The sequence below is a fragment of the Streptomyces sp. R28 genome (genome assembly GCF_041052385.1).
Classification (GTDB): domain Bacteria; phylum Actinomycetota; class Actinomycetes; order Streptomycetales; family Streptomycetaceae; genus Streptomyces.
Genome location: NZ_CP163439.1, coordinates 4,499,438 through 4,512,818, shown reverse-complemented (window position 1 = coordinate 4,512,818; position 13,381 = coordinate 4,499,438). Strand labels below are relative to the sequence as shown.

Genomic DNA, 13,381 nt, shown 5'->3' with positions numbered 1-13,381 from the left:
CCGGGGCGCGGTGGCTCGCGTGACCGTCCGGCCGGGAACCCGGCTGCGCTGGTGCGATCGCGCCCGGCGGTGCCCCGTACCCTTGTCGGGTGAGTAGCCCCACCCCTGACGCCCTGCTGGGCCCCGCCGACATCCGTGAGCTGGCGGCCGCCCTCGGTGTGCGCCCCACCAAACAGCGCGGCCAGAACTTCGTGATCGACGCGAACACGGTCCGCCGTATCGTCCGCACCGCGCAGGTCCGCCCCGACGACGTGGTCGTCGAGGTGGGCCCGGGGCTCGGCTCCCTCACGCTCGCCCTGCTGGAGGTGGCCGACCGCGTCACCGCCGTCGAGATCGACGACGTGCTGGCCGGCGCGCTTCCCGCGACCATCGCGGCCCGCATGCCGGAGCGTGCCGACCGTTTCGCGCTGGTGCACACCGACGCGATGCACGTCACCGAGCTCCCGGGCCCGCCGCCCACCGCCCTGGTCGCGAACCTCCCGTACAACGTGGCGGTCCCCGTCCTGCTGCACATGCTCGAAACCTTCCCGAGCATCGAACGCACCCTCGTCATGGTGCAGTCGGAGGTCGCCGACCGGCTGGCCGCCGCGCCCGGCTCCAAGGTGTACGGCGTGCCGTCCGTGAAGGCCAACTGGTACGCCGAGGTCAAGCGGGCCGGTGCCATCGGGCGCAACGTCTTCTGGCCCGCGCCGAACGTCGACAGCGGGCTGGTGGCCCTGACCCGGCGCACCGAGCCGCTCAAGACCACCGCCTCGCGGCGCGAGGTCTTCGCCGTCGTCGACGCCGCGTTCGCCCAGCGCCGCAAGACGCTGCGGGCCGCGCTCGCCGGGTGGGCGGGTTCGGCGGCGGCCGCCGAGGCGGCGCTCGTCGCGGCCGGCGTCTCGCCGCAGGCACGCGGAGAGGCGCTGACCGTCGAGGAGTTCGTGCGCATCGCCGAGCACAAGGCAGACGACAACGCCGAGCACCAGGCAGAACCCGAGAAGGATGACAAGGAGCCGGGTCAGCAGTGAGCGTCACCGTTCGCGTCCCCGCCAAGGTCAACGTCCAGCTCGCGGTGGGCGCCGCCCGCCCCGACGGGTTCCATGACCTGGCCAACGTCTTCCTCGCCGTGGGCCTGTACGACGAGGTCACCGTGACCCCGGCCGGGGAACTGCGCGTGACCTGCGAGGGGCCGGACGCCGACCAGGTCCCGCTGGACCGTACGAACCTGGCGGCGCGGGCGGCGATCGCTCTCGCCGAGCGCCATGGGATCGACCCGGCCGTGCACCTGCACATCGCCAAGGACATCCCGGTCGCCGGCGGCATGGCGGGCGGCAGTGCGGACGGCGCGGGCGCGCTCCTCGCCTGCGACGCGCTGTGGGGCACGAACGCCTCCCGCGAGGAACTCCTCGACATCTGCGCCGAGTTGGGCAGTGACGTGCCGTTCAGCCTGGTCGGCGGGGCGGCCCTCGGCACCGGGCGGGGCGAGAAGCTCCGTACGCTCGACGTGGGCGGCGGCTTCCACTGGGTGTTCGCGATGGCCGAGCGCGGGCTGTCGACGCCCGCCGTCTTCCGGGAGTTCGACCGGCTCGGCGAGGGCACCGACATCCCTGAGCCCGTCGCCTCCCAGCCGCTCCTCGACGCCCTCGCGAAGGGCGACCCCGACGCGCTCGCCGCCGCCGTCTACAACGACCTCCAGCCCGCCGCCCTCTCCCTCTTCCCGGAACTGGCCGACACCCTTGCGGCCGGCCGCGCCGCCGGTGCGCTCACGGCACTGGTCTCCGGCTCGGGCCCGACGACGGCGTTCCTCGCCCGCGACCCCGAGTCGGCGCAGAAGGTGGCCGAAACTCTACGGTCGTGCGGCACGTGCCGGACGGTGCGTACGGCGTCGGGTCCTGCCCCGGGCGCCACGGTGATCAGTCGCTGAGACCGGCCTGGCCTGCATAAACATGCACGCAAGGGTAATGTGCGTCACAGTTCGGCACAGTGCTTGAAACTTAATCCATTCGCCTCCATGATCCCTTTCGGGTGGTCCGCTCCTTGAAGAGGGGGCCATGTTCGGCCACCCCCGGTCCTCTGTTGCCGGCGGCACCCTCAAGGAGCTCCCATGGGGCACATGGACCACTTCAGCGCGGGATGGGTCACCCCGGTCCTGTCCTACGCGATGGCCTGCGTCGGCTCGGCGCTCGGACTGCGCTGCACCGTCAGGGCACTTGAGGCGGACGGCGCCTCCAAGCGGAACTGGCTGCTGCTCGCCTCGCTCGCCATCGGCTCCGGCATCTGGACCATGCACTTCATCGCGATGATGGGCTTCAGTGTCGACGGCACCCCGATCCGCTTCGACGTCCCGATCACCGTGCTGAGCCTGCTGATGGCCGTCGCCGTCGTCGCGGCCGGCGTCTTCACCGCCGGATACGGCCGCTCGCGCGTGATGTCGGTCGGCCTCGGCGGCCTCGGCGCCGGGCTCGGTGTCGCCGCCATGCACTACACCGGCATGGCCGCGCTCAACCTCCACGGCGACGTCGCATACGACCCGATGCTCGTCATCGCCTCGGTCGCGATCGCCGTCGTCGCCGCGACCGCCGCGCTGACGCTCACGCTCATCGTGCGCGGACCGGTGCTGGCGACCGCCGCCGCGCTCGTCATGGGGCTCGCCGTCAGCAGCATGCACTACACCGCGATGTACGCCGTGCGCATCTCCCTCGCGCCCAGCAGCGCGCCCCTGCCCGGCGCGACCGCCACGGAGTTCATCTTCCCGCTGGCCGTGCTGCTCGGCTCGTTCCTCTTCCTCGCCGCCGCGTACGTCGCGCTGTCCCCGACCGGCAAGCGCCACGAGTCGGCGGCCGCGGCGCAGCTGCTGCGCGAGGTCGAACTCACCACGGCCTGACGGCTCCCGCTGCTCCCCGAGCTTCTCCCCTGACCCAGGCCGAACGAGGTCCCTCATGCGCGTCCCCCGCCGAAACTCCGCCCGGCTGCGCCCCAGATCGGTGCGCGCGAAGATCGTCTCCCTGCTGATGCTGCCCATCGTGTCCCTCATGGCGCTGTGGGGCTTCGCCGCCGTGACGACCGCGTCCAGCATCGGCGACACCGAGCGCGCCAAGGACGTCAACGCCGAACTCCTCACCCCGGTCGGCGAATTCGTCACCGTGCTGCAGGCCGAGCGGACCGCCGCGATGCGGTACGCGACTGCCCCGGAGGCCTTCACGAAGGCCCGCAAGGCCACGGACAAGGCCGCCACCGCCCTGGTGAACGGCATCAACGCCTCCAGCTCCGACGCCGCCCTCCTCGACGCGAGCCTGCCCGGGCGCATCGAACAACTGAAGGGGGACGCCGGAAGGCTGGCGAAGCCGCGCGCCGAGGCGACCGCGAAGAAGTCGGGGGCGCCCTCGGCTGCGTACACCGCCTACTCGGCGATCATCGAGCACGCCTTCGCCGTCACCGGCGCCCTCACCGGCGACCGGGGCACCGACGCCGCGTCCGAGGCGCGGGTGGTGCTCGAACTCGGCCGCGCACGGGAGGCGCTGGCTCAGGAGCAGGCTCTGCTGAGCGCCGCCGACGCGCGCGGGGCGCTGAGCAAGGGGCAGTACGCGCTGTTCGTGGGCGCCGTCGCAACGCAGCGCCAGCTGCTGGAACCCGCGGTCGCCGACCTGAAGGCCGCACACCGGGCGGCGTACGAGAAGGTCCTGGACGGCGACGGGTACGCGCGCGTGCGGGCCGTCGAGAACCGGGTGCGCGACGCCGGTGCCGGGGCGGCGGCCGTGACGGCCGGTTCGCTCGCGGGCTGGGACACGGCGGTGTCCGGCGTACTGACGGGGCTGACCGAGGCCGAGACGGCGGCCGGAACGGGGGCCGCCGCACAGGCCGACCCGTTCGGCTGGGACACCCTCGGCGCCTCGGGTGTGGCGGTGGTGCTCGGCCTGGTGGGTGTGCTGCTGTCGCTGCTGGTCTCCGTGCTCGTCGGGCGCGGCCTCATCGTCGAACTCCTCGACCTGCGCAACGACGCTCTGGAGGTCGCCGGCCGGCGCCTGCCCCAGGCCATGCGCAAGCTGCACGCCGGACAGGGCGTCGACATCGACGCCGAGGCACCCATGCGGCGACTGGTCGGCGACGAGCTGGCCCAGGTCGGCACGGCGCTGACGGCGGTGCAGCGGGCGGCGCTGAAGGCCGCGAGCGAGCGGGCCGAGCTGCTGAGCGGGATCTCCGGGGTGTACGTCAGCCTGGCGCGCCGCAGCCAGGTGCTGCTGCACCGTCAGCTGGACCTCCTGGCGGGGATGGAGCAACGGCAGCAGGATCCGGCGGAGCTGCAGGACCTGTACCGGGTCGACTACCTCGCGACGCGGATGCGCCGGCACTCCGAGAGCCTGCTGATCCTGTCCGGCATCGCGCCGGGGCGTGGCTGGCGGGACCCGATCGCGCTGGCGGACGTGCTGCGCGCGGCGGTCGCCGAGATCGAGAACGGGCTGCGCGTGCAGATCTGGGCGGTGCCGCAGGTGTCGCTGGTGGGCGGCTCGGTCGCCGACGTCATCCACCTCCTCGCCGAACTGGTCGAGAACGCCACGGCGTTCTCCCCGCCGAGCACCAAGGTGCAGCTGCGCGCCGCGCGGATGCGCGAAGGGCTCCTCATCGAGGTCGAGGACAGCGGCTTCGGCATGAACGAGGACGCCCTCGCCGACGCCAACCGCAAGATCGAGTCCGAGAAGGTCGACCTCCTCGACGCCAAGCAGATCGGCCTGTTCGTGGTGAACCGGCTGCGCGAGCGCCAGGGCTTGCGCGTCGAGCTGCGCGCGTCGCCGAACGGCGGCATCACGGCGGCGGTCCTCGTCCCCGAGCACCTGCTGCGCGACGACATGCCGGTGGGCGAACAGGCGGCCCTCGGGCGCGGACTCGCCCCGGCTGCTGCGCTGATCCCGCAGCAGCGGGCGGACGGCGCCGGAGCGTGACGAAGTACTCACAAGTAGGGCTTCTTCGCCCGATCTTCACACGAATGTACTGCGATCGGGGTACGCGTGAGGCGGGTGGGGCGGTTAGGGTCCCTTGACGTTTCAAGCGCCCGGCGTCAGGCCGGGACGCCCGGGCTGCCCTCGGCATGTCCGGCGCACCCCCCGTCAAGTGCACTTCTGGAAGGGGACACTTCCGTGTCCGAATCCCCCACCCCCGCCCAGGCGTCCCACCGTAGAAAGCGCTCCCTGTCCCGCCGCGGCGTGATTGCCGCCGGCGGCGCGGTGGCCGCCGGAGCCGCGATCACGCCGATGGTGTTCGCGGCCACCGACTCCGGCGAGAGCGACAACTCCGCGTCCGGCTCCGGCGATTCCGGTACGACGCCGGAGAAGTTCCCCGCCACCCGGACCGAGGCCGCCACCGGCACCGGCGAGGCCACCACCGCCTTCGCCGCCTCCTACGTCGGTGTGCGCTGGTCCGGCGCCAAGGAGGGCGCCGCCATCCGGCTCGCGGACGGCGACTGGCAGACCCTCGCGAGCGGCTGCGCGACCGTCGAGAACGGCGGCACCGCCCTGGTCGCCGCCGCCAACGCCACCGCGTACGCGGTGAAGGCCCCGAGCGACATCGACGGCGTCCACTCGCTGGCGATCGACACCACCGACGGCCCGAACCGCACCGTCCAGGTGCCGAGCGAGCCCACGCGCGTGCGTGGCGTCGGCTACCTCTCGCGCGCGGCCTGGGGCGCCGACGAGTCCAAGCGGTTCAAGCCGGACGGCTCGGTGAACTCGCCCGAGACGTACTACCCGCTGCAGATCATCACGGTCCACCACACCGCGACGCCGAACAACGACCCCGACCCGGCCGCGACGGTGCGCGCGATCTACGAGTACCACGCGATCACCAACGACTGGGGCGACATCGGCTACCACTTCCTCATCGACGAGGCTGGCGCGGTCTACGAGGGCCGTTACTCCGGCGACGACGGCATCCCGGCCTTCAACCCGGACGGCGACCTCGTCACCGGCTTCCACTCCGTGGGCTACAACTCCGGTGCCCTCGGCATCGCCCTGCTCGGCAACCTCGAACAGCAGGCCCCCACGGACGCGGCCAAGGCGTCCCTGATCCGCCTGATCAAGGTGATCTCCCGGTTCAAGGGCCTGGACCCGCAGGCGAGGGTGACGTACACCAACCCCGTCAACGGCACGAAGAAGGACACGAACACGGTCGGCGGTCACCGCGACTACTTCGCCACCGAGTGCCCCGGCCAGGTCATGTACGACCTCCTCGCCGAGGTCCGCGAGGCGGCGGCCGCCCGCCGCTGACGCCCAGCACGGCGATGCGCCCCGGGGTTCCCCTCCCCGGGGCGCACGGTCGTTTCAGAGGCTCTCAGGCGTCCCGGGGCTCAGAAGGTCCGCTTCCAGCGAGGGGGCCGGGACGACGCGGGGCGAGGAGCTGTCGGTGCGCGCGACTACGCTGGGAAGCTGATCCATCCCCCTGGGCAGGAGAGTAATGGCCGTCAATCTGGTCAATGTCGAGAACGTCAGCAAGGTGTACGGCACCCGTGCCCTGCTCGACGGTGTGTCGCTCGGCGTCTCCGAGGGGGACCGCATCGGTGTCGTCGGGCGCAACGGCGACGGCAAGACGACCCTCATCCGGATGCTGGCCAAGCTGGAGGAGGCCGACACCGGCCGCGTCACGCACTCCGGCGGGCTGCGGCTCGGGGTGCTCACGCAGCACGACTCGCTCGACCCCGAGGCGACCGTCCGGCACGAGGTCATCCGGGACATGGCCGACCACGAGTGGGCCGGGAACGCCAAGGTCAGGGACGTGCTCACCGGGCTCTTCGGCGGTCTCGACCTGCCCGGGTTCCCGCAGGGCCTGGACACCGTCATCGGCCCGCTGTCCGGTGGCGAGCGGCGACGGATCGCGCTCGCCAAGCTGCTCATCGAGGAGCAGGACCTGATCGTCCTCGACGAGCCCACCAACCACCTCGACGTCGAGGGCATCGCCTGGCTCGCCCAGCACCTGCGCGAGCGGCGCTCGGGGCTCGTGTGCGTCACTCACGACCGGTGGTTCCTCGACCAGGTCTGCACCCGCATGTGGGACGTGCAGCGCGGTGACGTCTACGAGTACGAGGGCGGCTACTCCGACTACGTCTTCGCCCGCGCCGAGCGCGAGCGCATCGCCGCCACCGAGGAGGTCAAGCGGCAGAACCTCGTCCGCAAGGAGCTGGCCTGGCTGCGGCGCGGCGCCCCCGCGCGTACCTCCAAGCCCCGCTTCCGGGTCGAGGCGGCCAACGAGCTCATCAAGGACGTACCGCCGCCCCGGGACAGCAGCGAGCTGATGAAGTTCGCCTCGTCCCGGCTCGGGAAGACCGTCTTCGACCTGGAGGACGTGACCGTCCAGGCCGGCCCCAAGTTGCTGCTCAAGCATGTGACGTGGCAGCTCGGCCCCGGCGACCGCGTCGGCCTCGTGGGCGTCAACGGCGCGGGCAAGACGTCCCTGCTGCGGGCGATGGCCGAGGCCGCGCGGACCGAGGGCGAGGCGCAGCCGGCCGGTGGGCGGGTCGTCGTCGGAAAGACCGTCAAACTCGCCTATCTGTCCCAGGAAGTCGCCGAGCTGAACCCCGGCCTGCGTGTGCTGGAGGCCGTTCAGCAGGTGCGCGAGCGCGTCGACCTCGGCAAGGGCCGCGAGATGACCGCCGGGCAGCTGTGCGAGACGTTCGGGTTCAGCAAGGAGAAGCAGTGGACGCCGGTCGGGGACCTCTCCGGCGGTGAGCGGCGCCGCCTGCAGCTGCTGCGCCTGCTCATGGACGAGCCCAACGTCCTCTTCCTCGACGAGCCCACCAACGACCTCGACATCGAGACCCTCACCCAGCTCGAGGACGTCCTCGACGGCTGGCCCGGCTCGATGATCGTCATCTCCCACGACCGGTTCTTCGTCGAGCGGACCACGGACCGGGTGTTCGCCCTGCTCGGCGACCACGCCCTGCGGATGCTGCCGCGCGGCATCGACGAGTACCTGGAGCGGCGCCACCGCATGGAGGCGCAGGTCGTCGCCGCGGCTTCCGCCTCGGCCGCGGAGAAGGCCGTACCGGAGAAGAGCGCCGCCGATCAGCGCGCCGCCAAGAAGGAGCTGCAGAAGATCGAGCGGCAGCTCGACAAGCTCTCCGATCGGGAGACCAAGCTTCACGCACAGATCGCCGAGAACGCCACCGACTTCGGGAAGGTCGCCGAACTCGACGCCGAACTGCGCGACTTGGCCGGTCAGCGGGACGAACTGGAGCTGCGCTGGCTGGAACTCGCCGAGGACGCGTAGCGCTCCGCTGGGTGGGGCGGGTTCGCGGGTTCGCCGTGGGGCGTGATGTCGCGGTGGCGGGTGCGGCGTTGATGTGGCTGGTCGCGCCCACGCGGCGGTAGCCGCATATCGACACAGCCCCGCGCCCCTAAGGGGCGTTGTCGGAGCCGCCCGCGTGAAGGGGGCGTGAAGGCGCATAACGGGGGTATCACGGGCCGGTTCTCCCTTGGGAACAGGGGGCGAGACGGCCCGGTGCGGTGTCGGTGGCGGGTGATAGAAAGAGCGGTCTGAGAACAGTCTGAGAACCGCTGGTGTGGCGCAAACGCGATGGCACAGGACGTGCCGCACACCGGTCACAAGGGGGAACCGCGCATGAGCCAGCCGCCCAACCAGCCGCCGCAGGGCGGTTTCGGCGCACCACAGGACCCACGCCAGGGCGGCTTCGGGGCTCCGCAGCCCCCGCAGCAGGATGCCCCGCAGGCTCCGCCCCCGCCGCCGCAGGGCCCGCCCCAGGCGCCGCCGCCCCCGCAGGGACCGCCGCCCGGCGCCCCGCAGCCCGGCTACGGCTACCCGCAACAGCCGCCGGTCCAGCCCGGGCAGCCAGGCCCCTACGGCCAGCCGCAGCAGCAGCCGGGCCCGTACGGCTACCCCCAGCAGCCCGCGCCCTACGGCCAGCAGCCCGCCCCGGGTTACGCCTACCCGCCCCAGCCGCAGTACCCGGGCGCCCCTGGCGCTGCGCCGGCCGGCTCGCGCAACCCCTTCAAGGACAAGCCCGCCCTCATCATCGGTGCCGTGGCCGCGGTGCTGCTCGTCCTCGGCGGCACCGTGTTCGCGGTGACCCGCGGCGGCGACGAAGACCCGAAGAATCCGGTCGCCCAGCCGAGCGGCGACCCGAAGGGCTCCGAGTCCCCGACCGACGACCCCGACAACGGCGGTGGCGGTGGCGGCGCCGACCCGGAGAACCTCAACGCGGGCCGCCAGGCCGGTGAGTCGAAGGTGCTCTGGTACAAGTCGGCGCCCGACGCGCCCGCCTCCGGCGCCGACGCCCCCGGCATGTGGATCACCGACAAGACCGCGGTGAAGGCGGCGTACAAGCAGGTCTCCGCCTACAACGTCGGTGACGGCGAGGCCACTTGGGACCCGATCGCCTTCCCGCAGAAGATCTGCGCGGTCACCCCGCAGAAGTCGGCCGACGACAAGATCGTCGTGGCGTACATGAGCGGCAGCAGCGACCGCGCCAAGTGCAACCAGCTCCAGCAGGTCGACCTCAACACCGGCGCCAAGGGCTGGAAGGCCAGTGTCGCCAACGGCCAGCTGTTCGACAGCACGCTCGACGTCGAACTGTCCATCACCGGCAAGACGCTGATGGTGGGCCGCTCGCAGTCCGGCACGGCGTACGACATCGACAGCGGCGAAAAGCTGTGGGACAAGACGCGGTTCGGCGACAAGTGCTTCCCGGACTCCTTCGCGGGCGGTGAGAAGCTGCTCGCGGTGGCGGGCTGCGACGCCACCGGCACCAACGAGCACGACGAGGTGCAGGAGCTCGACCCGGCGACCGGCAAGGCCAAGTGGACCCTGAACTTCGACAAGGGCTGGCAGGTCGCGCGCATCTACTCGATGGACCCGCTGGTCATCTACAGCACCAACAAGGACAAGAAGGCGTACAACATCTCCACCTTCACCGCCGGCGGCAAGTTCCGCTCGCAGATCGGCTTCGACCTCGACATCGGCGCCCAGTGCGGCTGGGCCATCCTCCAGCGTGACCTCCAGGGCTGCACCGGTGTCGCCGCCGACGCCGACACGCTCTACCTGCCGACCCGGGCGACCACCGGCGCCAACGAGGTCGTCGCGGTCAACCTCGCCAACGGCAAGGAGAAGTGGCGCGTCAAGTCCCCGGCGGACGAGTCGATGCTGCCGATCAAGGTCGAGGACGGCAAGCTCATCGCCTACGTCGACGCGTCGTACGACGCGGGCGGCCAGGTCGTGGCCATCCCGGTCACCGGCAGCAGCCACCAGCCGACGAAGCTGCTGCAGAACCCGGCGAGTGCCGCGAGCGCCGAGAACGGCTTCTTCTCGAAGACGTTCGACTGGGTCGACGGGCGCTTCTACCTCTCCAGCACGCGGCTGACCGGCAGCGACGAATCCGAGGAGAAGCTGATGCTCGCCTACGGCAAGTAGGCGTGCGCCTCCGCTCCCCTTCCCCCGCTGTCCCCACCGTGTCCGCCGTCCCCCTCCCCTGAGGTACCCACGCCATGACCCAGCCGCCTCCACCGCCCCACCAGCCCCCGCCGGGGGGAGGGTTCGGCGCGCCGCAGCCACCGCAGCAGCCTCCGCAGCCGCCAGGGCAGGCACCTCAGACACCGCCGGCGCCCCAGGGCCCGCCCACGCCACCGGCCGGCGCGCCGCAGCAGCCTCCGCAGCCCGCGTACGGCTATCCCCAGGCACCCCAGGCGCCCCAGGGAACCCCGCAGACCCCTCCGCCCGGGTACGGCTACCCCGGCCAGCAGCCCGCTGCCCACGGCCAGCCGCAGAATCCGTATGGACAGCCGCCGAACCCGTACGGGCAGCAGCAGAACCAGTACGGACAGCCCCCCGGTTACGGCTATCAGCAGCCCGCCACGCCGCAGTACGCCCAGTCCGCCGTGGCGGCCGGCGGCTCGAAGTTCAACGCGCAGGTGGCCGTCATCGTGGCGGCGACGGTCGTGGTGATCGCGCTGATCATCGGCGGTGGCGTGTGGTACGCCAAGTCCGGTGACAACGGCGGCAAGGACGACACCGCCAGCTCCAGCGGCGGCACCGGCGGCGGGGACGACGGCGCGGGCGGCGGCGACTTCCCCGACGGCACGGAGAAGGTGCCCGCCAACCCCGCCTCCCACGTCCTCTTCCGGGTCCCGCCGCCCGACGTCGGCGACAACACCAGCGTCGTCGTGTCCGGCTCGTGGCTGACCGACAAGGCCTACGTCAAGAGCGGTGTCGCCGAGATCGTCGGCTACGACCCCGACAAGGGCACCAAGCTGTGGACGATCCCGCTGCCGGGGCCGGTCTGCCAGGCCAGCAAGCACCTCACCGAGGACAACCTGACGGCCATCGCCTTCGAGCCCGCGATGCCGACCAAGGCGAAGCCCTCGCACGGCTGCAGCCAGGTCGCGGCACTCGACCTGAACGCCGGCAAGAAGCTGTGGACGAAGTCCACCGAGGTCGAGGGACGGCTGATCCCGTACGACAACGTCACCGTCAGCGGTGGCACGGTCGCCGCCGGCGGCACCAGCGGCGGCGCCGCGTTCGACCTGAAGTCCGGCAAGCCGCTGTGGGTCCCGAAGGCCAACGACAGCTGCTACGACCTCGGATACGCCGGCGGCGCGAAGCTGGTCGTGGTCCGCAAGTGCGGCTCCTACGACCGGCCCCAGCTGAACATCCAGACCATCGACCCGAAGTCCGGGAAGGTGATCTCCGAGTACAAGATGACCCAGGGCGTCGAGTACGCCAGCGTGATCTCCACCGAGCCACTCGTCGTGGCTGCCGAACTCGGCGAGTCCCAGGACGCCATCGGCATCACGGACGCCTTCTCCATCGACAGCAAGACCGGCAAGCTGCGCATCCGCATCTCCCTGCCGGGCGGTCAGTACGCGGCCCGCTGCTCCGGCGTCACCAAGATCGAGTCCTGCACGGGCGTCGTGGTCGGCAACGACCGGCTCTATGTGCAGACCGAGGAGCACGCGAGCGGCGGCGAGCGCGGCCGGACCAACGAGATGGTCGCGTTCGACCTGGCCACCGGCAAGCAGACCGGGCAGCGCGCGGACGCGGGGGACGGGTACACGATCGCGCCGCTGCGGATGGACGGCGGCAATGTGATCGCGTACAAGCGTCCGCCGTACGACAAGGGCGGGCAGATCGTCAGCATCGACGGCGGGAGCTTCAAGGAGACGAAGCTGCTGGAGAACCCGGCCACGAGGGCGGTGCGTGATGTGGAGACCCGTATGTCTCCGGATTACGCCGAGATCGTCTACGCGCAGGGGCATCTGTTCATGTCTGCCATGTACGCGAGCGAGTTGACGACTTCGGACACCAGCAAGTCCCATGTGGTCGCGTTCGGTACGACCGGCTGACGAACACGACCGGTCGGCGAACGATCGGTATCGGGCGTGATGACGGCCCCGTTCCTGTTCAGGGGCGGGGCCGTACGCGTACCGCTCATCACCCTCGAATGCGGGAAAAGCCAGAAATTCCGTCGATCCGGGGCACTTCTCACCGGTAGGGGGAGCGCAACGTCGAACAAGCGTGTAGCTTCCGGGGGCATGAAGGGCGGGGGAGCCGGGAGGGGGCTTCTGTCCGCGCGGACCAGTGGGCATCCATAGGGGAGTATCCGGACGGGCGCGGCTGGTCCGGGGTATTGATGGGGATCCATTGGGGGGACTGGGGGGTTGCTCGATGGGAGCGCGGCTCATGGTGGTCGACGACCACCGATTGCTCGCCGAGGCGCTGGCCTCGGCACTGAAACTGCGGGGGCACCGGGTGCTGGCCGCGGCGGCTCCGGCCGCGGGGGCGGCGGAACTGGTGATCACGCGGGCGCCCGAGGTGTGCCTGCTGGGTACGGCGACGCCGGCGGAGCCCGGCATGTTCGATCCGGTGGTGAAGATCAAGCGGGAGCGGCCGCAGGTGGCGGTGCTGGTGCTGGGGCCGGTGCCGAGCCCGCGCGGGATAGCGGCGGCGTTCGCGGCGGGCGCTTCGGGTTACGTACGGCATGACGAGCGTATCGAGGGCGTCGAGCGGGCGATCATGAAGGCGCGGGCGGGGGAGGCGGCGGTGGCGCCGCAGCTCCTGCAGGGCGCGTTCAGCGAGTTGCTCAACCCGGCCGCCCAGCCGGACGACGAAGGTCAGCGCCTGCTCCAGATGCTCACCCCCCGGGAGGTCGAGGTCCTGGTCCGGGTCGCCGACGGCGAGGACACCCGCCTGATCGCCGCGGGCATGGGCATCGCCCCCTCGACGGCACGTACCCATGTCCAACGGGTCCTGATGAAGCTGGGCGTCGGCTCCAGGCTGGAGGCGGCGGCGTTGGCGGCCCGCACCGGGCTTCTGGACCGGGCGGGGCCGGTGCCGCACACCCACCCCCTGGTGGCCCCGGAAGCGGGGCCGGACTCCTAGTGGGCGGTGCCCCCAGGGGGCGTTC

The 13,381-nt window shown here is 71.6% G+C and carries 9 protein-coding genes; all 9 read left to right on the top strand.

Annotated features, from left to right (window positions below; genetic code table 11):
• Nucleotides 1-89: 89 nt before the first annotated feature.
• The 9 genes from rsmA to AB5J49_RS19795 all read left to right on the top strand — a co-directional run bounded on the left by rsmA (nt 90) and on the right by AB5J49_RS19795 (nt 13,356).
• A complete protein-coding gene (rsmA, locus tag AB5J49_RS19835; RefSeq protein WP_369169959.1) occupies nt 90-1,010 on the top strand; it encodes a 16S rRNA (adenine(1518)-N(6)/adenine(1519)-N(6))-dimethyltransferase RsmA in 921 nt (306 codons plus the stop codon).
• Nucleotides 1,007-1,906, top strand: coding sequence for a 4-(cytidine 5'-diphospho)-2-C-methyl-D-erythritol kinase (locus AB5J49_RS19830; RefSeq protein ID WP_369169958.1), 900 nt, complete (start codon nt 1,007-1,009; stop codon nt 1,904-1,906). Before rsmA ends, AB5J49_RS19830 begins: the two co-directional genes overlap by 4 nt.
• Before the next feature lie 180 nt (nt 1,907-2,086).
• The gene (locus tag AB5J49_RS19825) at nt 2,087-2,866 is read left to right on the top strand and encodes an MHYT domain-containing protein (protein ID WP_369169957.1); all 780 of its coding nucleotides are present in this window, start codon (nt 2,087-2,089) and stop codon (nt 2,864-2,866) included.
• Nucleotides 2,867-2,921: 55 nt separating this feature from the next.
• The gene (locus AB5J49_RS19820) at nt 2,922-4,919 is read left to right on the top strand and encodes a nitrate- and nitrite sensing domain-containing protein (RefSeq protein ID WP_369169956.1); all 1,998 of its coding nucleotides are present in this window, start codon (nt 2,922-2,924) and stop codon (nt 4,917-4,919) included.
• Nucleotides 4,920-5,114: 195 nt separating this feature from the next.
• Entirely contained in the window at nt 5,115-6,239 is a 1,125-nt protein-coding gene (locus AB5J49_RS19815) for a peptidoglycan recognition family protein (protein ID WP_369169955.1), read from the top strand.
• 187 nt (nt 6,240-6,426) lie between these two features.
• Nucleotides 6,427-8,235 (top strand): ABC-F family ATP-binding cassette domain-containing protein, encoded by a 1,809-nt coding sequence (locus AB5J49_RS19810; protein WP_369169954.1) that lies wholly within the window; start codon nt 6,427-6,429, stop codon nt 8,233-8,235.
• 351 nt (nt 8,236-8,586) lie between these two features.
• Nucleotides 8,587-10,392 carry a PQQ-binding-like beta-propeller repeat protein gene (locus tag AB5J49_RS19805; RefSeq protein WP_369169953.1) on the top strand — a complete coding sequence of 602 codons (1,806 nt, stop codon included), beginning with the start codon at nt 8,587-8,589 and terminating at the stop codon, nt 10,390-10,392.
• Nucleotides 10,393-10,466: 74 nt separating this feature from the next.
• Nucleotides 10,467-12,320, top strand: a complete 1,854-nt coding sequence (locus AB5J49_RS19800; protein WP_369169952.1) for a PQQ-binding-like beta-propeller repeat protein — start codon at nt 10,467-10,469, stop codon at nt 12,318-12,320.
• 322 nt (nt 12,321-12,642) lie between these two features.
• A complete protein-coding gene (locus AB5J49_RS19795; RefSeq protein WP_369169951.1) occupies nt 12,643-13,356 on the top strand; it encodes a LuxR C-terminal-related transcriptional regulator in 714 nt (237 codons plus the stop codon).
• Nucleotides 13,357-13,381: the final 25 nt, after the last annotated feature.

Coding starts and splice junctions, on each gene's coding strand:
- AB5J49_RS19825 (WP_369169957.1), top strand. CDS start 2,087: ATGGGGCACATGGACCACTTCAGCGCGGGATGGGTCACCCCGGTCCTG.
- AB5J49_RS19820 (WP_369169956.1), top strand. CDS start 2,922: ATGCGCGTCCCCCGCCGAAACTCCGCCCGGCTGCGCCCCAGATCGGTG.
- AB5J49_RS19810 (WP_369169954.1), top strand. CDS start 6,427: ATGGCCGTCAATCTGGTCAATGTCGAGAACGTCAGCAAGGTGTACGGC.
- AB5J49_RS19805 (WP_369169953.1), top strand. CDS start 8,587: ATGAGCCAGCCGCCCAACCAGCCGCCGCAGGGCGGTTTCGGCGCACCA.
- AB5J49_RS19800 (WP_369169952.1), top strand. CDS start 10,467: ATGACCCAGCCGCCTCCACCGCCCCACCAGCCCCCGCCGGGGGGAGGG.
- AB5J49_RS19795 (WP_369169951.1), top strand. CDS start 12,643: ATGGGAGCGCGGCTCATGGTGGTCGACGACCACCGATTGCTCGCCGAG.